Annotated in this window: 24 protein-coding genes; 9 read left to right on the forward strand and 15 right to left on the reverse strand. The window is 63.5% G+C overall.

All coding sequences use genetic code 11. The annotated features are described in order from the left end of the window. The first annotated feature begins 51 nt into the window (after positions 1-51). Positions 52-1,260, forward strand: a complete 1,209-nt coding sequence (locus ACHMW7_RS22725) for an MFS transporter (protein ID WP_395447709.1) — start codon at positions 52-54, stop codon at positions 1,258-1,260. A gap of 39 nt (positions 1,261-1,299) precedes the next feature. Here the strand turns inward: ACHMW7_RS22725 and ACHMW7_RS22730 are convergent, their stop codons facing one another. From ACHMW7_RS22730 to aroC, 3 genes are all read right to left on the reverse strand, one after another. After that, positions 1,300-2,283, reverse strand: a complete 984-nt coding sequence (locus ACHMW7_RS22730; RefSeq protein WP_395447710.1) for a hypothetical protein — start codon at positions 2,281-2,283, stop codon at positions 1,300-1,302. Between the two features lie 100 nt (positions 2,284-2,383). Continuing rightward, positions 2,384-3,481, reverse strand: a complete 1,098-nt coding sequence (gene ribB, locus ACHMW7_RS22735) for a 3,4-dihydroxy-2-butanone-4-phosphate synthase (RefSeq protein WP_395447711.1) — start codon at positions 3,479-3,481, stop codon at positions 2,384-2,386. A 106-nt stretch (positions 3,482-3,587) separates the two neighbouring features. Next, the gene (gene aroC, locus ACHMW7_RS22740; protein ID WP_395447712.1) at positions 3,588-4,688 is read right to left on the reverse strand and encodes a chorismate synthase; all 1,101 of its coding nucleotides are present in this window, start codon (positions 4,686-4,688) and stop codon (positions 3,588-3,590) included. A 274-nt stretch (positions 4,689-4,962) separates the two neighbouring features. Here aroC and ACHMW7_RS22745 point away from each other — a divergent pair, with 274 nt between their 5' ends. Continuing rightward, entirely contained in the window at positions 4,963-5,211 is a 249-nt protein-coding gene (locus ACHMW7_RS22745) for a DUF1344 domain-containing protein (RefSeq protein WP_395447713.1), read from the forward strand. 18 nt (positions 5,212-5,229) lie between these two features. Here ACHMW7_RS22745 and ACHMW7_RS22750 read toward each other — a convergent pair whose 3' ends face one another. The 4 genes from ACHMW7_RS22750 to ACHMW7_RS22765 all read right to left on the reverse strand — a co-directional run bounded on the left by ACHMW7_RS22750 (position 5,230) and on the right by ACHMW7_RS22765 (position 8,276). Further along, complete coding sequence (locus ACHMW7_RS22750) at positions 5,230-5,817, reverse strand: histidine phosphatase family protein (protein ID WP_395447714.1); 588 nt, start codon at positions 5,815-5,817, stop codon at positions 5,230-5,232. Between the two features lie 21 nt (positions 5,818-5,838). Then, positions 5,839-6,657: an enoyl-ACP reductase FabI gene (gene fabI, locus ACHMW7_RS22755; RefSeq protein ID WP_395447715.1), complete on the reverse strand. Its 819-nt coding sequence runs from the start codon at positions 6,655-6,657 to the stop codon at positions 5,839-5,841. 116 nt (positions 6,658-6,773) lie between these two features. Continuing rightward, positions 6,774-7,724 (reverse strand): DnaJ C-terminal domain-containing protein, encoded by a 951-nt coding sequence (locus tag ACHMW7_RS22760; RefSeq protein ID WP_395447716.1) that lies wholly within the window; start codon positions 7,722-7,724, stop codon positions 6,774-6,776. Positions 7,725-7,811: 87 nt separating this feature from the next. Then, the gene (locus tag ACHMW7_RS22765) at positions 7,812-8,276 is read right to left on the reverse strand and encodes an RT0821/Lpp0805 family surface protein (protein WP_395447717.1); all 465 of its coding nucleotides are present in this window, start codon (positions 8,274-8,276) and stop codon (positions 7,812-7,814) included. Between the two features lie 42 nt (positions 8,277-8,318). Between ACHMW7_RS22765 and pdxH the strand changes: the two genes are divergently transcribed. Beyond that, positions 8,319-8,936, forward strand: coding sequence for a pyridoxamine 5'-phosphate oxidase (gene pdxH, locus ACHMW7_RS22770; RefSeq protein ID WP_395447718.1), 618 nt, complete (start codon positions 8,319-8,321; stop codon positions 8,934-8,936). A 34-nt stretch (positions 8,937-8,970) separates the two neighbouring features. Here pdxH and ACHMW7_RS22775 read toward each other — a convergent pair whose 3' ends face one another. Beyond that, on the reverse strand, positions 8,971-9,723 hold the full coding sequence (locus ACHMW7_RS22775; protein ID WP_395447719.1) for a crotonase/enoyl-CoA hydratase family protein: 753 nt from the start codon (positions 9,721-9,723) through the stop codon (positions 8,971-8,973). A 23-nt stretch (positions 9,724-9,746) separates the two neighbouring features. After that, positions 9,747-11,519, reverse strand: coding sequence for an acyl-CoA dehydrogenase (locus tag ACHMW7_RS22780; protein ID WP_395447720.1), 1,773 nt, complete (start codon positions 11,517-11,519; stop codon positions 9,747-9,749). Between the two features lie 179 nt (positions 11,520-11,698). Between ACHMW7_RS22780 and ACHMW7_RS22785 the strand changes: the two genes are divergently transcribed. Next, positions 11,699-11,914 (forward strand): hypothetical protein, encoded by a 216-nt coding sequence (locus tag ACHMW7_RS22785; protein WP_395447721.1) that lies wholly within the window; start codon positions 11,699-11,701, stop codon positions 11,912-11,914. A gap of 122 nt (positions 11,915-12,036) precedes the next feature. After that, positions 12,037-13,188: a glycoside hydrolase family 25 protein gene (locus tag ACHMW7_RS22790; protein ID WP_395447722.1), complete on the forward strand. Its 1,152-nt coding sequence runs from the start codon at positions 12,037-12,039 to the stop codon at positions 13,186-13,188. Here ACHMW7_RS22790 and purD read toward each other — a convergent pair. Further along, complete coding sequence (gene purD / locus ACHMW7_RS22795; RefSeq protein ID WP_395447723.1) at positions 13,185-14,462, reverse strand: phosphoribosylamine--glycine ligase; 1,278 nt, start codon at positions 14,460-14,462, stop codon at positions 13,185-13,187. The genes ACHMW7_RS22790 and purD overlap by 4 nt on opposite strands. A gap of 136 nt (positions 14,463-14,598) precedes the next feature. Between purD and ubiA the strand changes: the two genes are divergently transcribed. Further along, positions 14,599-15,582 (forward strand): 4-hydroxybenzoate octaprenyltransferase, encoded by a 984-nt coding sequence (gene ubiA, locus ACHMW7_RS22800; RefSeq protein WP_395447724.1) that lies wholly within the window; start codon positions 14,599-14,601, stop codon positions 15,580-15,582. A 7-nt stretch (positions 15,583-15,589) separates the two neighbouring features. Here ubiA and ACHMW7_RS22805 read toward each other — a convergent pair whose 3' ends face one another. The 3 genes from ACHMW7_RS22805 to ACHMW7_RS22815 all read right to left on the reverse strand — a co-directional run bounded on the left by ACHMW7_RS22805 (position 15,590) and on the right by ACHMW7_RS22815 (position 18,710). Continuing rightward, entirely contained in the window at positions 15,590-16,156 is a 567-nt protein-coding gene (locus ACHMW7_RS22805) for a DUF6101 family protein (RefSeq protein ID WP_395447725.1), read from the reverse strand. Between the two features lie 168 nt (positions 16,157-16,324). Next, positions 16,325-17,755, reverse strand: coding sequence for an FAD-binding oxidoreductase (locus tag ACHMW7_RS22810; protein WP_395447726.1), 1,431 nt, complete (start codon positions 17,753-17,755; stop codon positions 16,325-16,327). Between the two features lie 16 nt (positions 17,756-17,771). Then, positions 17,772-18,710, reverse strand: a complete 939-nt coding sequence (locus ACHMW7_RS22815) for an L-threonylcarbamoyladenylate synthase (protein ID WP_395451414.1) — start codon at positions 18,708-18,710, stop codon at positions 17,772-17,774. A 199-nt stretch (positions 18,711-18,909) separates the two neighbouring features. Between ACHMW7_RS22815 and ACHMW7_RS22820 the strand changes: the two genes are divergently transcribed. Both ACHMW7_RS22820 and ACHMW7_RS22825 read left to right on the forward strand, forming a co-directional pair. Continuing rightward, the gene (locus ACHMW7_RS22820; RefSeq protein WP_395447727.1) at positions 18,910-19,323 is read left to right on the forward strand and encodes a hypothetical protein; all 414 of its coding nucleotides are present in this window, start codon (positions 18,910-18,912) and stop codon (positions 19,321-19,323) included. Between the two features lie 94 nt (positions 19,324-19,417). Continuing rightward, positions 19,418-19,801 (forward strand): hypothetical protein, encoded by a 384-nt coding sequence (locus ACHMW7_RS22825; RefSeq protein ID WP_395447728.1) that lies wholly within the window; start codon positions 19,418-19,420, stop codon positions 19,799-19,801. 34 nt (positions 19,802-19,835) lie between these two features. Here ACHMW7_RS22825 and glyS read toward each other — a convergent pair whose 3' ends face one another. Continuing rightward, entirely contained in the window at positions 19,836-22,127 is a 2,292-nt protein-coding gene (gene glyS / locus ACHMW7_RS22830) for a glycine--tRNA ligase subunit beta (protein WP_395447729.1), read from the reverse strand. A gap of 199 nt (positions 22,128-22,326) precedes the next feature. Here glyS and ACHMW7_RS22835 point away from each other — a divergent pair, with 199 nt between their 5' ends. Next, positions 22,327-22,503, forward strand: coding sequence for a hypothetical protein (locus ACHMW7_RS22835; RefSeq protein ID WP_395447730.1), 177 nt, complete (start codon positions 22,327-22,329; stop codon positions 22,501-22,503). A 78-nt stretch (positions 22,504-22,581) separates the two neighbouring features. On the opposite strand, the gene ACHMW7_RS22840 is transcribed toward ACHMW7_RS22835, so the two are convergent. Then, positions 22,582-23,526 carry a glycine--tRNA ligase subunit alpha gene (locus ACHMW7_RS22840; protein ID WP_395447731.1) on the reverse strand — a complete coding sequence of 315 codons (945 nt, stop codon included), beginning with the start codon at positions 23,524-23,526 and terminating at the stop codon, positions 22,582-22,584. Positions 23,527-23,534 lie beyond the last annotated feature (8 nt).

The following is a 23,534-nucleotide window of genomic DNA, read 5'->3' on the forward strand; positions in this document are numbered from 1 at the left end:
GCGGCTCGACTATATATGAAATCTCAGATATCTCCCTACCCGGTGAATCCAATGCGTAATCCCTACAACGAAATCTTCAAGGCGCCCGGCGCCAAGGCGTTCTCCGCCACAGGCTTCATCGCACGGCTGCCGCTGTCGATGATCACGCTCGGCATCGTCACGATGCTGTCGGAAACCCACGGCGAGTACTGGCTTGCGGGCGCGGTAGCCGCGACATTTGCGTTTTCCAACGCGCTGATCGCGCCTCAGGTGTCGCGCCTCGTCGATCGCTACGGCCAGCGCCGCATCCTCATTCCCGGCACCATCGTCGCCGTCGCGGCGCTGAGCGCCCTGATGCTCGCTACCCGCCATGGTGCGCCCAACTGGGCCTTGTTCCTGTTTGCCGTCCTCGCCGGCACCATGCCGAGCATGAGCGCTTTCGTGCGCGCACGCTGGACCGAGATCTATCGCGGCTCGCCGAAGCTGCACACCGCCTTTGCTTTCGAATCCGTCGTCGACGAGGTCATCTTCATGACCGGCCCGATCGTTGCCATCGGCCTCAGTGTCGGGCTCTTTCCGGAGGCCGGTCCGCTTGTCGCAACGACGCTTCTTGCCGTCGGCAATTTCCTCTTTGCGGCCCAGAAGTCGACCGAGCCGCCGGTCCACGCCCAGGACAAATCAGGCGGCAAGTCGGTCATCTGGCTCGGCTCGATGCAGATACTGGTGCTGACGCTGATCGCCATCGGCGCCATCTTCGGCACAGCGGAAGTGACGGCAGTCGCGTTTGCCGAAGCTCAGGGCGACAAGGCCTCCGCCGGCTTTGCGTTGTCGGCCTATGCCGCCGGTTCGCTCATCGCCGGCCTTGCCTTCGGCGCCCTCAAGCTCAAGCTACAGCTGCCGCGGCAACTGCTCGTGGCCATCGCCTTGGCGGCACTCACCACCTTGCCGCTGATGATCGTCGGCGACATCCCCACACTTGCCGTGGTCCTGTTCATTGCGGGCGTTGCCGTCTCGCCGACCATCATCATCTCGATGGCGCTGGTGGAAAAGCTGGTTCCTTCATCCAAGCTCACCGAAGGCATGACCTGGGCGATCACCGGCATTGGCATCGGCATGGCGGTCGGGTCCTCGGCATCGGGCTGGTTCATCGATCAGTTCGGCCCGACCAGCGGCTTCTTCGTCTCGATGCTCGCCGGCTTCATCGCCCTGCTCGTCACGCTTCTTGGGCAAGGCAGCTTCCGGCGATCGACACCAGGCCTGGCCCCGGTTCCGGCTGAGTAAGGCAGACATGGCGCGGTGCGCAGCAGCGGCTGCGCCATGTCAGACGTTCTTCGCAGACCCGTCCCAGCGCGACGCCTCGCCTGAACCGAAGGCCTTTTCCTTCAGTTCACGGAACTTCGACGACGTTTCTTCCAGCTTGCGGTCCCATTCGGGGTTGGGCACCTGGCCCTCGATGACCTTGAAATAGACCTGCATCAACGAAGCGACGGCAAACGGTTCGATCAGCGCCGACTTGAACGCCCAGGCAAAGACGATCGCCAGCACGAATGCCCAGCCGCCAAGCTCGCCCGGCATGAAATAGAGAATGGCGCCGGCCGGCGCGAGCATGAACAGGAAGATGAAGAGCGACACGACCCAGACCACGAGCGACAGCCAGATGGCGTTCTTGACCATGGTCTTGCCGTTCTGGGCGTAAAGCACGACGCCCTGCCGCGCGCTCTGCCACGGCGACGTGCTGCCGATACGGATGTTGTAGCCGAGGATGATCTCGTCGACATAGGTCAGCGACATGCGGACAATGGTGTTGAGGAACCGGACCAGGCCATCGAGGCCGGGGATCGGTAAGAAGGCGGCGATGCCGCCGATCAGACCGGTGATCGTACGGATCACGCCCTTCACCAGTTGATCGAGGACGAACAGGATGCTCGCCTCGCTGAAGCGTTCGGTGACGACCTCGCGCGCATAGGAAATCTGGTTCTGTCCGCCGGGTATTTGCCGCCCGTCGATCAGGTGGACCATCACAGCGATATGGCCGGCCTTGACGATGTAAAGGATGTACTCGCGGATCCAGTAGACCGCGACCGACACCACGCCGAACCCGGCGATGCCGCCCCACAGCGCGAATGAAACCGGCCCGTCGGGGTCCGTCGCGATATGTCCGACCCCGTAGCCGACGCCGGCACCTGCCCCCATCGCCACGATGTAGGCAAGCGTGATGCCGAAATAGACAACCATGCGCAGCACGATGAACGGCCAGGTGCGTGCCATGATCGCCAGGCTCTGGCCTATGCTGAAATCCCACATACCCGACTCTCCCCAAAGAGATGGGCAGGAGGATGCGCCGCAACCAGCGGAAGTCAATCACCCCCGAGGTGGGACAATCACCCCCGCAGGTGAAGCGAAGTCAGCGGATTTCGGTCTTGGCGATGCGAATGCCGAAGCCCTCGAGACCGACATAATGGCGCTCGCGCGAGGCCACCAGGTTGATCGACGAGATGCCGAGATCCTTGAGGATCTGCGCGCCGAGACCGATCTGACGCCATTCGTCCTCGCGGCGGCGGGCTTCTTCATGATCCTCGCGCTCGGCGACCGGGCGGTTGCGGCCGAGATTGGAAACGCCGACCGAACCTTCGCGCAGATAGACAATGACGCCGCGCTTGCACTCGCCAAACGTCTTCATGATGTCGCCGAGGCGGTTGCTGGTGCCGAACACGTCAGTCACCACGTCCTCGGTGTGCAGGCGTACCGGCACTTCCTCGCCGTCGCGGATGTCGCCGAAAACAATGGCGAGATGGTGCATGACATCCCAGGGCAGCGTGTAGGTAATGGCTTTCGCCTTGCCGGCCGGGGTGTCGATGTCGAAGCTGTCGACGCGCTGGATCAGCGTTTCCTGACGCTGGCGATAGGCGATCAGATCGGCGACCGAAACCTGCTTGAGCCCGTTCTTCTCGGCAAAGGCCGCAACCTGCGGGCCGCGCATGACCGTGCCATCGTCGTTGACCAGCTCGGAAATCACGCCCACCGGTGGCAGGCCGGCAAGCTTGCACAGGTCGACAGCGGCTTCGGTATGGCCCGACCGCATCAAAACGCCGCCCTCGCGCGCGATCAGCGGGAAAATGTGGCCTGGGCGGACGAAATCCGAGCCGCCGACATTGCCGTTGGCAAGGTTGCGCACGGTCAACGTGCGATCCTCGGCGGAGATGCCGGTCGAGGTGCCATGCTTGAAGTCGACGGAAACGGTAAAGGCAGTGGTGTGGGCGGAATCGTTGTCGGCGACCATCGGCGTCAGGTTGAGCCGCCTGGCATCTTCCTTCAACATCGGCGTGCAGACGATGCCCGAGGTGTGGCGCACGATGAAGGCCATCTTCTCGGCCGTACAGTGGACGGCGGCGACGATCAGGTCGCCTTCATTCTCGCGCCCGTCATCATCCATGACGACCACGATCTCACCGCGCTCGAAGGCCCGCAGCGCTTCGACAACTTTCTTCTGATCGTAGGCCATGGCTGGGTCACTCGGTGCGTGTGTTTGTTCTGGAGCAGAGTAGGGCATTAGGGCAGTAAGGCAGTAGCCTTTTTTGCATGCAGAGCGAATTGCCCTACTGCCTGCCCTAGACCCGTCCCGTCTGTCCGCGATGGCGGAGATAGTGGTCGGCAATGGCGCAGGCAACCATCGCCTCGCCGATCGGCACAGCCCGGATACCGACGCAAGGATCGTGCCGGCCCTTGGTCATCACATCGACGTCCTTGCCGTCGATGTCGATCGACTTGCGCGGCGTCAGGATCGACGAGGTCGGCTTGACGGCGAAACGGGCGATCACCGCCTGCCCGGTCGAGATGCCGCCCAATATACCGCCGGCGTGATTGGACAGGAACACGGGCTGGCCGTCATTGCCCATGCGCATCTCGTCGGCATTCTCTTCGCCTGTTATGCGTGCGGCCTCAAAGCCGTTGCCGATCTCGACGCCCTTGACGGCGTTGATCGACATCAGGTTGGAGGCAATATCCTGGTCGAGCTTGCCGTAGATCGGCGCACCCAAACCCGCCGGCACACCCTCGGCGACGATCTCGATGACAGCGCCGACCGACGAACCCGATTTGCGGATACCGTCGAGATAGTCGGCGAAGACCTGGACCGAACCGGCATCAGGCGTGAAGAACGGATTTTCGGCACTGCCGATGAAGTCCCAGTCCCAGTTTGCGCGGTCGATCGATTTCATGCCCATCGATACCAGCGCGCCGCGCACCACCAGTCCAGGCACGATCTTGCGGGCGATGGCACCGGCGGCGACACGTGCCGCGGTTTCGCGCGCCGAAGAGCGTCCGCCGCCGCGATGATCGCGCAGACCGTATTTGACGTCGTAGGTATAGTCGGCATGGCCTGGGCGATACTGCCGCGCGATCTCGCCATAATCCTTGGAGCGCTGGTCGACATTCTCGATCAGCATCGAGATCGGCGTTCCCGTGGAAATGAGGGTCTCGCCATCCTCGTCCATGATGACGCCCGACAGCACCTTGACCTCGTCGGGCTCACGCCGCTGGGTGACGAACCGCGACTGGCCCGGCTTGCGCTTGTCGAGCTCGTCCTGGATGTCCTTCAGCGTGAAGCGAATGCCGGGCGGGCAGCCGTCGACAACGCAGCCAAGCGCCGGCCCATGGCTTTCGCCCCAGGTGGTGACGCGAAACAGATGGCCGAAGGTGTTGTGCGACATGCAGACGGGCCTTTCCGGGTATTGCCGCGTTCTAGCGCATGCCCCCGAAAAGTAAAATTGCTTTTCGAAGAAGGATCATGTGCCGGTTCAAAATCATCAGGCTTTTGCGGCATGCTTTTGGGCGAGGTAGGCTCAATTTGCCGTTTTAGCAGTGGTCAAACCGTGATCGGAGCCGATTTAGTTTTGACACATTCGGTTGGTTTCTGCTTCCCTCCGACCGCCCGTTAATCGTTTGTCCCGCGTTGCGCGGGGCGCAGAGAAAAAGAGGACGACAATGCGTACCCTTATTGGCGCCGTTGCCGCCGTGCTCATGATATCAGGCGCAGCACTGGCAGCCGAGGCCGAAGGCCAGGTCAAGTCGATCGACAAGGACAAGGCCACGATCACGCTCGACAACGGCAAGTCCTACAAGCTGCCGGGCGAGTTCGATGTCGAGAACATCAAGCCGGGCATGGAAATCCTGCTCGCTTATGACGTGGTCGAAGGCGAGAACCTGATCACCGACATGGAACTGCCGCAGTAATACCGAAAATTCGAGCCGTCACAGCCAATCCAGGCGGCCGTTTTCCACTCTCAGCACGCGGTCTTGGGGGATCTCCAGGGCCGCGGCTTTGTTTTTGGGCAGATCTTCCACCAGCCTGAAGATCGCGCGCAAGACACCGCCATGCGTGACGCAGACCGTCGGCCGCGTTACCTCCACCAGCCAGGGGCGGATACGGCGGGTGAGCATCTCGTAGCTCTCCGCATCCTCGCCGGGTGGGACAAAATCCCATTTGTCGAGTTGCCGCGCACTGCTGACGCCAGGTTCGTGCGCTTCAAGCTCGGCGAAGGTAAAACCCTGCCAGTCGCCGAAGTTCACTTCGACAAGGCGCGGATCCGTCCGATAGGCCACGGGATCCAGCCCCATCGCCGCCCGCGCGCGTTCCATCGTCTCACGCGTGCGCCGCATCGGGCTCGCCACGAAATCGAAACCTGCAGGATTGGGTATGAGCTTAGCGAGCCGGCGACCGTTGCGGTCAGCCTGTTCGCGCCCAACCGCGTTGATATCGATGTCGGCCTGCCCCTGCAGCCGTTGCTCGGCGTTCCAGGGCGTCTGGCCATGGCGCACGAAGTAGATGAGCGGGGTCATGGCCAGGCTGCGCGAGAAGGATCAGTCCTTCACGGATGCAATGTCAGGCGCATCGACAGCCTTCATGCCGACGACATGGTAGCCGGAATCGACGTGGTGCACTTCGCCAGTGACGCCGCGCGACAGGTGCGACAGGAAGTAGAGCCCGGAGTCACCGACCTCTTCGATCGAAACGGTACGGCGCAGCGGGGCGTTGTACTCGTTCCACTTCAAGATGTAGCGGAAGTCGTCGATTCCCGACGCGGCAAGCGTCTTGATCGGGCCTGCCGAGATGGCGTTGACGCGGATGTTCTTTGGGCCGAGGTCGACGGCGAGATACTTCACGCTTGCCTCGAGTGCTGCCTTGGCAACGCCCATGACGTTGTAGTTCGGCATGACCTTTTCGGCACCGTAGTAGGTCATCGTCAGCATCGAGCCGCCATCGGTCATCAGCTTCTCGGCGCGCTGGGCGACAGCCGTGAAGGAATAGACCGAAATGTCCATCGTGCGCAGGAAGTTGGCATGGCTGGTGTCGACGTAGCGGCCGGTCAGCTCATCCTTGTCGGAGAAGCCAATGGCATGGACGAGGAAGTCGAGCTTGCCCCACTTCTTTTCCAGCGTCTCGAAGCAGGCATCGATGGTCGCCATGTCGGTGACGTCGCAATGACCGCAGACGAAAGCACCGATTTCGGCGGCCAGCGGCTCAACGCGCTTCTTCAGGGCATCGCCCTGATAGGTGAAGGCGAGCTCAGCGCCCTGGTCGGCGCAAGCCTTGGCGATGCCCCAGGCAATCGATCTGTTGTTGGCGACGCCGAGAATAAGGCCGCGCTTGCCGGCCATCAGGCCCTGTCCACCCGCCATGTGAGCGCACTCCAATGCATGAATTGTTCGGGAGAGCCTATCGCATAGGCAATCTGTGCCTTCAAGCCGTGAAACGTCGACGAGATCAAAGCCGGCACTGTTGTGCCGGCCGGCTTTCAGTCGCCGGACTTGCGCATCAGCTCTTCAAGTGCCGCATCACCACCCTCGGGCAGCATGACCCTGACATGGACATAGAGATCGCCGTGACCGCCTGCCTTTTCTGGCAGTCCGCGGCCCTTGAGGCGCAGGACCTTGTCCGAACTCGACCACTCGGGAACTTTCACCGCCAGCCGGCCTGTAGGCGTCTCCACTGCCGCCTTGGCGCCGAGCACCGCCTCCTTGAGGCTCACCGGGAGGTCGACATGCAGGTCCCTGCCCTCCAGCCGGTAGCGTGGATGACGGCGGAACCTGATCTTGACCAGTGCGTCGCCCGCGCCACCAAGCCCCTGCTCGCCCTGCCCCTTGAGCCTTATCGTCTGGCCGTCTTCGACATACTCCGGCAGCTTCACCGCCATCTTGCGCCCGTCAGGGAACATCGCTGTGACCTTTGGCGCGGTCGCGGCTTCCTCGATGGTCACGTCGAGTGTGACATTGACGTCGGCGCCCGGTTGAGCGCGCTGAGCGCCTGGGCCGCCGCCCATACCAGCGCCCGCAGCTGCGCCAGGTCCGCGCTGGTTGAAAGAATCACCAAAGATCTGGCTGAAGATGTCGCCGGCATCGAAGGACCCGCCACCTGGCCCGCCTGAACGGAACTCGAATCGCGATCCACCCGGTCCGGCCTGCTGACGACGGAAGCCGCCAAACGGATCGCCGCCAGCGCCGCCTTCAAAACCGTGGAAGCGGGCCTTGCCCTCGGCGTCTATTTCGCCGTGGTCGAAGGCGACCTTTTTCTTCTCGTCACCAAGAATCTCATAGGCCTGATTGGCTGCGGCAAAGCGTTCCTTTGCCTTCGGATCGTCCGGGTTCTGGTCCGGATGGTGCTTCTTGGCGAGCTTGCGGTAAGCCGCCTTGATGTCTTTGGCCGAGGCGTTCTTGGCAACGCCCAGCACCTCATAGGGGTCGCGCATGCGTCATTCCATAACAGAGAAAAGGGTTGGTCCCTTCCTATATGCGCTTGGCTAGGAAGAAATTCCAGAGGCGGAAAGCCGCAACCGTCAGGCCGGCTCGAAAGACAGCATCTGCCAGGCGCCGGACCCCGCTGCGCAGATTTCACCCTTGAACAGGCTGACACCGTCGAAACTTTCGCGCGAAACGGCAAAGCCGCGGCATAAAACGCCACGCTCGGTGCTTTCGACGAGCGCGCTGATGGCGCCGCGCGATCCTGTCTCGGCATTGGCCCAGGGAATCGCCTGACCTTTCAGCTCGGCAACGTCGGCGGACGAAACCGCGTTGCGGATCGTCGTCTCGTCGGACAGGCGATTCGCATCGGTAGTCCTGTTGATGTCGTCAGGAACCTTGCTGGTCACGAGGCTGCGGTCCACCTCGGCCTTTTCCAGGCTGAAGCCGCCAGCACCGCAGGCGCTGATCGTCGTCAGGCTCAGCAGCAGCACCACCTTGAAGGATCGGAACCCGAATTGTGGGAGGCAATGGCCCTCAAAGGCTTGCGCGAAGCGCGACAATAGGCATTCTCCCGGTCGGAAATGGCAGGTCGAGTAAAAGCTATGACGGACACAGAGTTAACAAGCGGTGACTTCACGGAGGCTGCTGAGCCTTTCCAGCTCTTTGCCACGTGGCTGAAGGACGCCACGGCCAGCGAGCCGAACGATCCTACCGCATTGGCGTTGGCGACTGTCGATACTGACGGTCTGCCTGACGTACGCATGGTGCTGCTCAAGGGATTCGACGAACATGGCTTCGTCTTCTACACCAATTTCGAGAGCGCCAAGGGCCGCGAAATCCTCGCGACGATGAAAGCGGCAATGTGTTTCCACTGGAAATCGCTGCGCCGCCAGGTGCGGGTGCGTGGTCCGGTGGAAATCGTCACTGACGCGGAGGCCGACGAATATTTCGCCTCGCGTCCGCGCGGCAGCCGGATCGGCGCCTGGGCCTCGAAGCAGTCACGCCCGCTCGAAAGCCGCTTCGCGCTGGAAAAGGCCGTCGCCGAATACACCGCACGCCATGTCATCGGCGAAATCCCGCGCCCGCCGCACTGGTCGGGTTTCCGCATCGTGCCGAGCCAGATCGAATTCTGGCACGACCGTCCCTTCCGGCTGCACGACCGCGTCGTCTTCAGCCGCACCGCTGACGGCGTCTGGGAGAAGGACCGGCTGTATCCGTAAGGGGTTCCCCTCCCCGCAAGGGGGAGGGTAACGGTCAGCCCTTTTTGCGCGACATGAAGGCAACGAGTGCCGCGCGCGCTTCGTCGGACTTGAGCCGGGCGCGGAAATGCGCGCCCTCTTGCTTGATGCGCTCGACGAGTTCGGTTCGGTCGCCGCGCATCAGGTCGCGCGCGATCTTCAGCGCTTCGGGCGGCTTTGCCGCGATCTCGCGGGCAGCGGCAAGCGTCGCCACCTCCAGTTCGTCTTCGGCGACGACCTTGTAGATCAGCCCTGCAGCCTGGGCACGTTCGGCCGCAAAACCTTCGCCCAGACCGAGCAGGGCAAAGGCCCCCTGCAGGCCCAGCACCTGCGGCGCAAGCAAGCTGGAGCCTGCCTCAGGCACGAGCCCGAGGTCGACGAACGGCGTGCGGAACACCGTGCGCGGCGTGGCAAAGGTCAGATCGCAATGCAGGTTGATTGTCGTGCCGATGCCGACGGCAATGCCGTCGACGCCCGAGACGACAGGCTTTTCGGTCCGGGCCAAAGCGAGCAGGAAATCCCATACCTCGCCGCCACCCTCGCCGCCCGTGGCGATCGCCATGAAGTCGGCGAGATCGTTGCCGGAGGAGAACGCACCCGGCACACCGAGAAAGACATGGCAGCGCACTGCTACGTCCTTGTCGCCTTCGACCAGTGCTGCCGCCATCTCGGCATACATGGCGCGGGTGATGGCGTTCTTCTTGTCCGGACGGTTCATCCGGATGATCTGCACGGCGCCTTGCCGCGAGATGAGAATGTGGTCGGTCACGTCAGTCCAGTCCCCCAGAAAAATTACGCCGAGATCAGCGCTGTGGCGGCGGCTGCAAGGCTTGCCGTGCCGCCGGTGATGCGGTCCTTGAGTGCGGCCGTCTCGCCAAGCAGGTTTTCGGCAAAGAAACGGCACAGCGCGATGCGCCGCTCGTCGGCGAGTGCCGCGCGCGCCAGATAGGCACCGCCCGCGACCAAGGAGAACAGCCTGAGATAGGGCGTGGCGCCGGCCAGCACATCGTCCGTTCGGCCGTCGCCAAGCTGCTTCTGCAGATGGCGCGTAACGCCCTGGAGATCGTCGAGCGCCTGTTCGAGAATGAGCGCCGTGCGGCCATAGGCTTCGCTGTTCATCGCAGCCACCGCGATGGCGACACCGTCGAGTTCGCCGATGTAGCCGAAGGCATGCTCGCCATTGCCGAGCGGCAGCTTGCGGGTGACGAGGTCGATGGCCTGGATGCCGTTGGTGCCCTCATAGATCGGGGCGATGCGGGCATCGCGCAGAAGCGCTGCGGCGCCGGTCTCCTCGATGAACCCCATGCCGCCATGGATCTGTACGCCAAGCGAGGCAACATCGACGCCGACATCGGTGGAGAACGCTTTCGCCAGCGGCGTCAGCAGATTGGCGCGGTCCTGCCAGTGAGCCTTGTCAGCGCCAGTCGACACGCGCGCCATGTCGATGGCATGGGCGCAGGAATAGGCGATGGCGCGTGCGGCCTGGGTCAGCGCCTTCATCGTCAGCAAATTGCGCTGCACGTCGGGGTGATGGACGATCGGTGCCATGCCTTCGCCGGCATAGGACGACGCCTTGCCCTGGCGGCGCTCATTGGCATAGGCGAGCGCCTTCTGGAACGCCGTCTCGGCAACCGCCACGCCTTGGATGCCGACCAGAAGCCGGGCATTGTTCATCATCGTGAACATGCAGGCGAGCCCGCGGTTTTCCTCGCCAATCAGCCAGCCGACGGCACCTGGTTCGCGGCCCTTGGCGAAGCCGTCGCCATAGATCATGGTGCAGGTCGGCGAGGCGTGGATGCCCAGCTTTTCTTCGATACCGGAGCAGAACACGTCGTTGCGCGCGCCCGGCGTGCCATCCTCGTTGAGCAGGAATTTCGGCACCAGAAACAGCGAGATGCCGCGTGTGCCGGCGGGCGCATCGGGCAACCGCGCCAGCACCAAATGGACGATGTTGTCGGTCAGGTCGTGCTCGCCATAGGTGATGAAGATCTTCTGGCCGAAGATGCGGTAGGTGCCGTCGCCGGCGCGCTCGGCGCGGGTGCGCAACGCTGCCAAGTCCGAGCCGGCCTGCGGTTCGGTCAGGTTCATGGTGCCCATCCACTCGCCGGAAACCAGCTTGGCGAGATAGGCGGACTTCAGATCCTCGGAGGCATGCTTCTCCAGTGCTTCGACCGCGCCCATCGACAGGGTCGGGCCAATGCCGAAGGCCATCGAGGCCGAGTTCCACATTTCGAGCGCCGCCACGCCCATCATCGTCGGCAGGCCTTGCCCGCCAAATTCCTCGGGGCCGTTCAGGCTGTTCCAGCCGCCTTCGGTCCAGTGCTTGTAGAGTTCCTTCCAGCCCGGCGGCATCGTCACCTTGGCGTCACTGAGCTTGGCGCCCGTGCGGTCGCCGACTGTGTAGAGCGGCGCCACCTCTTCGCTAGCGAAGCGCCCGGCCTCTTCAAGGATGGCGTCGACAAGATCCTCGCCGAGGTCACCGAAGCTGCCGGCATCGAGCGCCGCCTTCAAGCCGGCGACATGCTTCAGCGCAAACGCAATCTCTTCCACCGGGGCGCGGTACATGACGCTTCCTCCTGCTGACCTGACGATCTGCTGTTGCGGCCTCACCACCGCCTGGCGCGTACACTAGCCAACTTCCTTCTCCAAGGGGAAGTGACTTTTTACGTAAACGTCAACTTTTTGGCGACCCTTTGCACCAAAGCCCTGGCTTGGTAGAACGACCAAATCAACGAGGACAACAAATGCTCGCCCGGCCCGACGCCTACAGCTGCATCGAATGCGGCCTGCCCTACCGTTCCGAAGGCTTCTGGTATCACGGCGGCAAGATCGAGGACGGCGCCGCCTACTGGACGGATCGCGGCATCTTGTGCTCGCCGAAATGCTCGCTCGCCCATTACCGCAAGCGCGCGGCCGACGGCACGCTGCCGACCGAACCCGCGCCCGACCCGTTCGGGTGATCTGTCTCGACGCCGGCAAACTGTCGTTTTCAACCTAGAGGCGGTAGAGACGCATCAGCATTTCCTTAACCATGGCGGTCCACGATCGGTCATCGATCATTGAGGATCGCCTTTTGAGGGGATTGGCGTCTAAGTTTTACCGTCTCGCGCTCGCAGCGCTGACCGCTGCTTGGGCAGTCCACATCTCCGCGCAGGCCTCAACCTCCGACTTCTCCGAGCCATGGAAGAAGGTCGACCGGGCGCTGGTCATCGACGCTTACGAATACAACTCCATCGATTGGCAGAAGCTGTCGGGCGACAAGCGCATCGTCGGCTTCATCAACAAGGCCTCCGACGGCCTGCCGCCACCTTATTCCTGCTCCGGAGAGGAAACGGCCTACAAGCTGTGCAAGGCGCTGTGGAAACGCCATGCGGTTGCCCGCGAACTGTTTCACACCCGCAAGATCGTCGCCAAGGCGCTCGGGCTCAAATGGGGCGCCTACCACCTCGCCCGCCCCGGCAATCCGATCGAGCAGGCCGACAATTTCCTCGACTTCGCCGAACCAGGCCCAGACGACCTGATGGCGATCGACATCGAGGAAAACGACCCGACGAAATGGATGTCGCTGGAGGACGCCGAAGCGTTCGTGCGCCATATCTTCCAGCGCACCGGCCGCTACCCGATCCTCTACACCAACGGCACGACCTCCAGATATATCGCCGACAACCGCTACCGCTACAGGCTGCTGTCGCGCCTGCCGCTGTGGTATGCGCGCTACAAGCCCGAGATCGGCATCCATTTTCCGAAAGGCAACTGGCAGGGCTACTCGCTGTGGCAATTCTCGGCGCAGGCCAATTGCGGCAAGAGCCGCTGCCCCTACCGCGTTGCCGGCACGCCCAATGACATTGACGTCAATGTCGCGCCGATGGATGCCGCTGGATTGCGCAAGGTCTGGCCATTCGGCCAGCTGATCGAGTCGACCGATGACTTCATGCTCAATGTGCCGGTGCCGATCGCCAGGGATGACGGCCTGAAGGGCGAAAGCCGCATCACCTATGCCTCGGTCGCCTATCCGGTGCGCCTCGACCTACTTGCCAAAACGCTGCGGGCGAGCTGGGACACGGCCATGCTCGGCACCGTGCCGGCCATCAAGGCGCCGGCCAGCCGCTACATCAACGGCATGGCTGAATTTGTGGCGCTCAGGCGCGACCAGCTGGTTCGCGTGGATAGCCGCAGCCCTCGACTCGACCCTGTCGCCACCGCCTCGACCGAGACTGATCGGTCAGCACGCTAGGCCTGCTGTTCACGCTCGACAGCGCGCCAGCCGATGTCGCGACGGCAAAAGCCTTCCGGCCAATCCAAGGCATCGACAGCCGCATAGGCCTTGCGCTGCGCGTCGCTGACATTGCGGCCGGTCGAGGTGACGTTCAGCACACGCCCGCCATTGGCGATGATCTTGCCGTCGTTGACGGCCGTACCGGCGTGGAAGACCTGGGCGCCAGCGGCCTCCGCCTTGTCGATTCCAGAGATGACCGAGCCCTTTTCCGGCGCGCCGGGATAGCCTTCGGCTGCCATCACCACCGTCAACGCCGCCTCGTCGCGCCAGCGCGCAGAGACATGCGCCAACTGGCCATCAGCGGCAGCATTGAGCAGCACGAGGAGGTCCTCCTTCAGCCGCATCATCAGCACCTGGCATTCGGGATCGCCAAAGCGGGTGTTGTATTCGATCAGCTTCGGGCCCTGGTCGGTCAACATCAGGCCGGCAAACAGGACACCGGCAAAAGGCGCGCCCATCTCAGTCATGCCACGCATTGTCGGCTCGATGATCTCGCGCATCGTCTGCTCGATCAGTTCGGGCGTCATGACAGCAGCAGGCGAATAGGCACCCATGCCACCGGTGTTGGGACCGACATCGCCGTCGCCGACGCGCTTGTGGTCCTGCGCCGTACCGAACGGCAACGCCGTCTTGCCGTCGCAGAGACAGAAGAAACTCGCCTCCTCGCCGGTCATGAATTCTTCGACGACAACCGATGCGCCGGCACCGCCAAACGCGCCTTCGAAGCAGGCATCGACAGCTTCCAGCGCTTCGTCCAACGTCATCGCAACGGTCACGCCCTTGCCTGCGGCGAGGCCGTCGGCCTTGATGACGATCGGCGCGCCCACTTTCTCGACATAGGCGCGGGCATCGCCTGCGTTGTCGAAACGGCCATAGTCAGCGGTCGGAATGTCGTAGCGGGCGCAAAGGTCCTTGGTGAAGCCCTTCGAACCCTCGAGCTGGGCAGCTTTGCCGGAAGGGCCAAAGACCCGGATGCCGGCTGCGCGGAGGTCGTCGCCGATGCCGGCAACCAGCGGCCCTTCGGGGCCGACAACGACGAGATCGATGCTCTTGTCCTTGCAGAAAGCAGCGACAGCGGCATGGTCGGCGATGTCGAGCGCCACAAGTTCCGCTTCCTGGGCGATGCCCGGATTGCCGGGCGCGGCATAAAGCTTGGTCAGCATCGGCGACGCCGCAAGCTTCCAGGCCAGCGCGTGTTCGCGGCCGCCGGAGCCAATCAGGAGAACATTCATGCGGCGCATCCCTTTCCTGCAATCCCGTCTCGCGCTCCCGGTATGGCGCATGGCCCTCCGGGTCAAGCTTCGTTGAGGCTTGTCACGGACAAATCGTCCGCTTGACGCCCGCTCGCGCCGCTGGCACTCCCAACGCATGGAACAAATCCAATCGAAAGCCGGCCAGGGCCGGGTCGCCGACGCCCCCAGCGGCCACTGGGTTTACCGCGCCTTGCCGCGCGGCCTGTGGCCTTACGCCCAGCTTGCCCGCTGGGACCGGCCGATCGGCTGGTGGCTGCTGTTGTGGCCGTGCTGGTGGTCGACGGCGATGGCGGCAAGCGCTTTTGCGCGGCCCGGCGACAGCCTGATGTCGTTGCTGCCCTCGCCGTGGTTCCTGGCGCTATTCCTGATCGGCGCCATTGCCATGCGTGGTGCCGGCTGCACCTACAACGACCTTGTCGACGAGGGCATCGACGCTCAGGTCGAGCGCACGCGTTCGCGCCCGCTTCCTTCCGGTCAGGTCAGCCGCCGTCAGGCGTGGACCTTCCTCGTGCTTCAAGCACTGGTCGGGCTTGTCGTGCTGCTGCAGTTCAACAGCTTCGCTGTCCTGCTTGGCATCTCGTCACTGGTGATCGTTGCGATCTACCCGTTCATGAAACGTATCACCAACTGGCCGCAATTCGTGCTCGGCCTCGCCTTTTCCTGGGGCGCACTGATGGGCTGGGCGGCCGAGTTCGGCGACATCGACGGCCCGGCGGTGCTGCTCTATTTCGGTTCGATCATGTGGGTGATCGGCTACGACACGATCTACGCCCACCAGGACAAGGAAGACGACGCGCTGGTCGGCGTGAAATCGACTGCCCGTTTCTTCGGCGAAAACACCAAGTCGTGGCTGGTTGGGCTTTATGCAGGGGCGCTGATGCTGTTTGCCACCGCCTTTGCCATGGCCCAGGTGCCGATGCCGGCACTCGCTGGCCTTGTCGCCGCTGGCGCGCACATGATCAGGCAGATCGCGACGCTCGACATCGACAACCCCGACCAGTGCCTCAGGCTGTTCAGGTCGAACGGCCAGGTCGGCTGGATCATCTTCATCGGCCTGATCTGCGGCGGCGCCTGGGTGGCGCTGAAGCCGCTGATCTAGACTTGCACTACGCCCGGGCGATGATCTCTTCGCCGTTGATGACGAGACGGACACCAAGCGTGCCCGACTTGCGGCGGGCAAGGAAACGCGGCCTGCGCATCCGTGACACCCGGCCCTTGCGGCGCTCCTGCGCCGGCATGGTCTTGATCGCAGCGCCGAGCGACTCCTCGAGCGTGCGGGCAACGCCATCCGCCTCGATCAGCAGCATTGGCAGGTTGTAGTAGTCGGCCCAGGCGCGCCAGTCGGCGGCGACGTCGTCGAGATCGTCAGCAACCAGCAGCGGCACCGAAAGCATCGGATCGTTGTGCAGGAGCTCGAGTGTCACCGTGACGTTGAAATCCTCGTCTTCCATCGCACGAGCCGCAACGCCACGGAAAGCGCGTGCCGGCAGCGCAATGGTCGCCGGAAGCCCACTGAGCGCCAGCAGGCGGCGGATCACCGCGCCACGGTGATCGATGGTGAAAGTGACGTCGCCAAGGTCGTCACGCGTCGCGTAGCTGACCATCTGCGGCAAGCGGAACGGGTCGAGGCGCATGTTGCGTCCCGCCCAGACTGGCTTCAGTCCGGTGTTCATGTTGTGCCTTCCTGTTATCTCCTGAGAGCCGGTTTCCGGTCTCTCCGGACCAGTTTTCCCGGTCTCGTTAGGAAGGACACTAGCGGGATGACCTTACCGCCCAGCTTAAGAAAGTCGGTTAAATTTTGCTGATCTCGGCGATGGTTATCGGAATACAACCAGAGACGTTCAAATCATCTTGCCGGGGTTCATGATACCCGCAGGATCGAACACCGCCTTGACCCGGCGCATCAGATCGATGGCGATGGGTGGCGCGGTGGCAATCAGCTCGTCGCGCTTGAGTTGGCCAATGCCATGCTCAGCCGATATCGAACCGTTCATGGAGCGCACGACATCGTGCACCGCCTTGTTCATGTCGCGATACAGCGCGAGGAACGCGGCGCTGTCCATGCCGACAGGCTGCGAGATGTTGTAGTGCAAATTGCCGTCGCCCATATGGCCGAAGCAGACCACCCGCGCCTCGGGACAGACACGCGCCACAGCAACCGCTCCTTCGGCGATGAAGGCTGGAATGCTGGCGATCGGCACCGAGATGTCGTGCTTGATCGAAGCACCTTCGACTTTTTGCGTTTCCGGCAGCATCTCACGCAGGCGCCAGAATTCGTTGGCCTGGCCGACGCTCGCGGCAATCGCCGCATCGCCGACCTGTTCAGCCTCGAAGCCCGCCGAAAGAACGTCCTCGATCAGCGTGCGCGCGTCCTCGGCTGAGCGGCCCGACGAGATTTCCATCAGCACCTGCCAGGGCCAGTCGCCTTCCAGCGGCGGCCGGGCGTCGGGAATGTGGCGCATGGCGAATTCCATCGGCAGGTGCCCGATCAGCTCGAACGCGGTCAGGGCACTGCCGCCAAGGTCCTGAGCGCGATCGAACAGAGCCAGCGCTGCCTCAGGCGATGACAGGCCGACCCAGGCGACCTCGCGGCCCTTTGGCTTGGGATAGAGCTTCAGCACCGCCGCTGTGATGACGCCGAGCGTGCCTTCGGCGCCGACGAACAGGTTCTTGAGGTCGTAGCCGGTGTTGTCCTTCTTGAGCTTGCGCAGGTCGTCGAGCACCTCGCCGGTCGGCAGTACCACCTCGACGCCGAGGCACAGTTCGCGCGCATTGCCATAAGCAACCACACCTGTGCCACCGGCGTTGGACGACAGGTTGCCGCCAATCTGGCAGGAGCCCTGCGACGCCAGCGACAAGGGATAGAGCCGGTCGACCTCATCGGCTGCCTTGTGCAGCACATCGAGCACGACGCCCGTTTCGGCGATCACCGTATTGGAAACCGGATCGATCTCACGGATGCGGTTGAGGCGCGACAGTGACAGCACGATCTGGCCACCCGAGCGGTCGGGCACCTGGCCGCCAACGAGGCCGGTATTGCCGCCTTGCGGCACGATCGGCGTACGGGTTTCGGTGGCGAGCTTCATGATGGCGCTCACTTCCTCGACGCTCCCTGGGCGCAAGACCAGCGAGGTCGCCCCTGTGAACAGCCCGCGCGGTTCATGCACGTACGGTTCGATGTCGGTTTCCGAGCGCACGGCATAACGCGCGCCGACGATGGCAGCAAAGCGCTCGGCGAGCGCAGGATCGAGGCGAGCGAGGTTCTGGGTCATGTGATGAAAGCTAAGTTCAGATGTGGGGAATGTCACGCGGTGCTGCGGCGCGGGCCAGCCGGTCGTTGATCGCCTCACCGAGTTCGTCGAACGGTATCGGCTCGACGGCAATCAATTGGGCGCCGCTATGGTCGAGCGCCTGAAGATGGGCAAAGAGATTTGTCGCGGCTTCACGCAGGTCGCCAGCTTCGGAGAGATTGAGGAAGGCGCGAGCCTGCTGCCAGCCTTCGGCGCGGCACGGACCAAAACCCAGCAGCGCCTCTTCTGCCCCGACACTTTCCGCATTCAGGCGCATCTGGGCACCGGGGGCATAATGTGAGGCGAGCATTCCAGGCGCCTCGATACCGGCAGTCATGCCGCGCAGCAGCGGCGCGCCGCAGACAGCTTCGATGTCGCCTGCCGGAACACCACCCGGGCGGAGCAGCCGCACACGGCCATCCTCGACCTTGACGATCGTCGACTCGAGCCCGACCGGCGTTGCGCCACCATCGACGACAAGCGGGATGCGTGCCCCAAGATCGCTGGCGACCGCTTCACCGCTTGTCGAGCTGATCTTGCCCGAACTATTGGCGCTGGGCGCTGCCAGCGGCCGTCCAAGCCTCGCGATCAGGGTGCCGCCAAAGCCCTTGGGCATGCGCAGCGCAATGGTGTCGAGCCCGGCCGTGACCAGCGGGTGGATACCTGACCCCGGTCGAAGCGGCACCACCAGCGTCAACGGCCCTGGCCAGAATTTCTCGGCAAGCTTGCGCGACAGCGGATCGAACACGCCGATGCGTTCGGCCATGGCCATGTCGGCGACATGGGCGATCAGCGGATTGAAGCGCGGCCTGCCCTTGGCCTCGAAGATGCGCGCGACGGCTTCGCCATTGGTGGCGTCGCCGGCGAGGCCATAGACGGTCTCGGTGGGAATAGCGACGACCTCGCCCGCGCCAAGCAGCGCCAGCGCTGCGTCCATCGCCTTGTCCGCTGCGATCAGCTCCGCCACGTCATAGCTTCCAGTTGCATGCCCGGTCCCTACCCCGCGCGGCACGATGCGACAAGTGTACCGCCCAAGAATCCTGGCATTGCCTAAAATGCGCTGCATCTTCGCAAACCGGTTGCAACGGCCTGTCAGCTACATTGCGCTTCAAGGTTGATTCAACTCTGGGGGCCAAATGCGCCTGTTTGCTGCGTTTCTTGTTGCCGGCGTTGCTGTGTCCGGTTCGGTACACGCCTCGTCGATCGTCATTGTCGAGGGCAGCGCGGCCAGCCCGTCGTCGGTCGCCGTCGACGCTCCGAAATCGGCCGCAAGCTCGATCGTCGCGATTGGCGCTCCCTCGGTCGATACCGGCAAGGTCGCGGCAATTGACACCAGGCCCACAAGCATCAACCGGAAGATGGGGCCCGAATTGATGGTCATCCGTGGTGGCGAGGTCGGCAGCGCATCGCCGGAACCGGCAACGATTGCGCCTGCATCTCCCGATGTCGCACCGACGCAGCAGGCTGCAGCCGAGGGCCAGACACTTCTGCCGCCATCGAGCGACGGCACCGTCGGCGAACCGGCCCAAGCGGTGGTGCCAACCGAATAGGCGGCTTGACCGCACCTGAGCTGGCGTGCACCGTCGCGGCAGCATGCCAGGCCGCGTTGCGTTCTGGCACTTGAGCTGGGCAAGGGGTTGATCCATGAAGACTGTTCGCACCATCGCTGCGGGGCTTGTCGCCGCGCTTCTCCTGGGCTCGGGCGCAGCGCAAGCCGATACGCTGCTCGGCACCTATGTCGCGCGGATCTCGGAGAAGGATCATCTGGCCAGCGACGGCTACGTGCTCGACAGCGCGGCCCAGGTCGTGCGGCAGGATCGCGCCAATGTGCATAAGCACATCCAGACCGACGAGGAAGACGACATCGACGACTGGTTCACCACCAATGCCAAGCGCGCTCGCTTCGAGCAGTTGCTGAACAAAGCCGACGCGATGAGCAATTCGACCCGCAGCGCGATCCTTCACGGCGAGCCGCTGATCGAGGTCCAGGTCTACAGGCAGAGCGTCAAGGTCCGCCTGCTCGACTGACGCGTGTATCGGGCGGCTTTGCGCCGCCCTCGCATTATCCCGCGATCTTGGAGAAGTCGGCGACCTGATCGGTCGCCGCGCGGATGCGGGCGAGCAACGCCAGACGATTGGCGCGCACGGCGACATCCTCGTCATTGACGAGAACTTTCTCGAAGAATGAATCAACCGGTTCACGCAACACGCTAAGTGCACGCATGGCGGCCGAAAAGTCTTCATTGCGAATCGCTTGGCCGGCTTCGCTGACAGCCTGATTCACCGGCGCGAACAGCGCTTTCTCGGCCTCCTCGCGGAACAGGGCCGGGTCGACGGCTGCCGCAACCGCAGTGCCCTTCTTCTCCTCGGCGGCCAGGATGTTGGCCGCGCGCTTGGTGCCGGCGAGCAGGTTCTTGCCATCCTCGGTGTCGAGGAATTTGCCGAGCGCTTCAACCCGACGGGTGATGGTTAGCAAATCATCGGCCTCAGGCGTGATCACCGCATCGATCAGGTCGTGGCGGGCGCCGAGCTCGCGCAGATAGACCTTGAGGCGATCATGGAAGAAGGCGATCAGGTCGGCCTTGAGCGGGGCAGCACGGTCGATCGTTTCCTTGCGCAGCTCGGCCTCATAGGCGGCAATCGCGTTGTCGACATCCTGTTCGCCATCGACATCGCCGCTGTCGATCGCTGCCTGCGACGCCTCGAAGGCGGCGAGACGGCGCTGGACAGCGGCCTCCTCGAGTTGCCGCAGCGCCGCGTCGAACAGTGTCTGCAGCGGCAGCCGGCCGCGCGCCGAAAGGATGATCCTGACGATGCCAAGGGCGGCGCGACGCAGCGCGTAAGGATCCTTCGAACCCGTCGGCTTCTCGTCGATGGTCCAGAACCCGACGAGCGTATCGAGCTTGTCGGCGAGCGCCACCGACACCGAAACCGGATCGGCGGGCACGCGGTCGGACGGGCCCTGCGGCTTGTAGTGTTCCTCGAGAGCGGCAGCGACCGCCGGGCTTTCGCCCTGCAGCAGCGCATATTTGCGGCCCATCGCGCCCTGCAGTTCAGGGAACTCGCCGACGACTTCGGTCTGCAGGTCGGCCTTGGCCAGCACCGCCGCACGGTCGGCGAGCTTCGGCTCGGCGCCGACCAACGGTGCGATCTCGCGCGCCAGCCCGCGGATGCGCTGGACACGCGCGCCCTGCGTGCCGAGCTTGGCGTGGAAGGTCACGCCGAGATGGTCGAGGCGGGCCATGCGCTGGTCGAGCGGCTTCTTGAGGTCGAGGCCGAAGGCTTCGGCCGACCGCTTCAGCGTATCGAGGTCGGGCAAATCGCCCTGGTCGGTGTTCCAGAAATAGAGCGCGTCTGACAGGCGCGCACGCACAACCTTACCGTTGCCGTGGGCGATCTCCTTGCCACCATCCTTGGCCTCGATGTTCGAGGTCAGGACGAAGTGGTTGGACAATGCGTCTTCGCTGCCCTGCGGGCGCGTGACGAAGCACTTCTGGTTGGCGCGAATGGTCAGCCGGATGACCTCGGCGGGAATTTGCAGGAACGCGTCCTCGAACGTGCCCATCAGCACGACCGGCCATTCGACAAGGCCCGAAACCTCTTCGAGCAGTCCTTCGTCCTCGACAAGGTCGAGGCCATTGGCGAAGGCGAGATTGCGCGCGTCGGCCGAGATCATCTCCTTGCGGCGCTCGGCATCGATGACGACCTTGGCGGCCTCCAGCTTGGACGCGTAGTCTTCGAAGCGCCTGACCTTGATGGCCTCTGGCGCATGGAAGCGATGGCCGTAGGTGACGTTGCCAGAGCGGATGCCGTCGACCTCGAAGTCGATGACCACGGGCTCCTCGGTCTCGGGGCCGAAGGTGCAGACGATCGACTGCAGCGGGCGCACCCAGCGCAGGCTGCCCGGCTTGGCCGAGGCGGGGCCCCAGCGCATCGACTTCGGCCATGGGAAGCTCTTGACGATGGCCGGCACCAGTTCGGCGATGATTTCTTCTGCCGAACGGCCTGGCTTGGAGATATGGGCGACATAGAAATCGCCCTTCTTGGGATCGCTATGGACATGCGCCTCGGCAATCGAGTTCAGGCCGGCGCTGCGCAGGAAGCCCTGGATCGCCGCTTCCGGCGCCTTGGTGCTCGGGCCCTTGCGGTCCTCGTGGATATCCTTGGAGCGTGCGGTCAGCCCCCTGATGTCGAGCGTCAGCCGGCGCGGCGTCCAGTATTCGCGCGCCGCCTCATAGGTCAGACCCGCCTCGACAAGACCGTCGGTCAGCATCTTCTTGAGATCGCCCGCCGCCTTGCGCTGCATGCGCGCGGGGATTTCTTCGGAACGCAACTCTAAAAGCAGATCGGGCATCGGACGGGCTCACGCGGAAATGGTCCGCGCGGCATAGCAACTCAGCTGCCCGCTGTCACCTTCCCGAACGCGTTCGGCAAAATTCCATCCTCTGTCGGGCATCGGTCAATCAAATCGTCCTTGGGATGAAGATTTCCATGAACCGGATGCTGCGCTGGAGCGACCCACGCTCAGACAGACACCTATTGGCCGAACAACGATGAAAACCGCCACCGCCCTTGTCCAGATCCTCAGCCTCAGCGCCCTGCTCGCCATGCATGTGGCGGCCCCGGCCGAATTCAGGATGCCCGGCGTGCGCAAGGCCCTGCAGACGATCAATGGCGAGACCCTGCAGCCGCGCCTTCCGGAAGGGCTGGAACTCGCAGTCGTCGGCTGACCCAACAGGAATCGATCGAGACATCCGTTAGTCCCACCCGCCGCTTCGCGGCGACCTCCCCCATCGAGGGGAGGTAGATCAAGCCGCCAGGCCGCCCGCTTCGGTCAGCAGGAACGCCTCGCCGCAGGCCTTGGACAGGTTGCGGACGCGCAGGATGTAGCTCTGCCGTTCAGTAACCGAGATCACGCCGCGTGCATCGAGCAAGTTAAAGACGTGGCTCGCCTTGATGCACTGGTCGTAGGCAGGGAACACCATCTTGTGCTGGGCGTGATTTCCACCTTCGACCGGCGCGCCGGCATCGAGCAGCGCCTTGCACTCGGCTTCGGCATCCTCGAAATGCTTGAGCAGCATCGCCGTATTGGCGTGCTCGAAATTGTGCCTTGAATATTCCTGCTCGGCCTGCAGGAAGACCTCGCCATAGGTGACCTTGTCGTCGCCTTCGAGGCCGTTGAAATTGAGATCGTAGACATTGTCGACGCCCTGCACATACATCGCCAGGCGTTCGAGACCGTAGGTCAGCTCGCCGGCAACAGGCGCGCATTCGATGCCGCAGACCTGCTGGAAATAGGTGAATTGCGACACTTCCATGCCGTCGCACCAGCACTCCCAGCCAAGCCCCCACGCGCCCAGCGTCGGGCTCTCCCAATCGTCCTCGACGAAGCGGATGTCATGGACCAGCGGATCGATGCCGATCGCCTTGAGCGAGCCGAGATAGAGTTCCTGGAGATTCGACGGGTTCGGCTTCAGGATGACCTGGTACTGGTAATAATGCTGCAGCCGGTTGGGGTTTTCGCCGTAGCGGCCGTCCTTGGGGCGGCGTGAAGGCTGTACATAGGCGGCGTTCCAGCGCTTGGGTCCAAGCGCCCGCAACGTCGTTGCCGGGTGGAACGTGCCCGCGCCCACTTCCATGTCGTAGGGCTGCAGGATGATGCAACCCTGCGCGGCCCAGTAATTGTGCAGCGTCAGGATCAGCGCCTGGAAAGAGCGGCTGGGGTGCATGTGGGCGGGCATCTGGTCGGTCACGGGCGAAG

Source organism: Aminobacter sp. UC22_36, assembly GCF_044056035.1.
GTDB lineage: Bacteria > Pseudomonadota > Alphaproteobacteria > Rhizobiales > Rhizobiaceae > Aminobacter.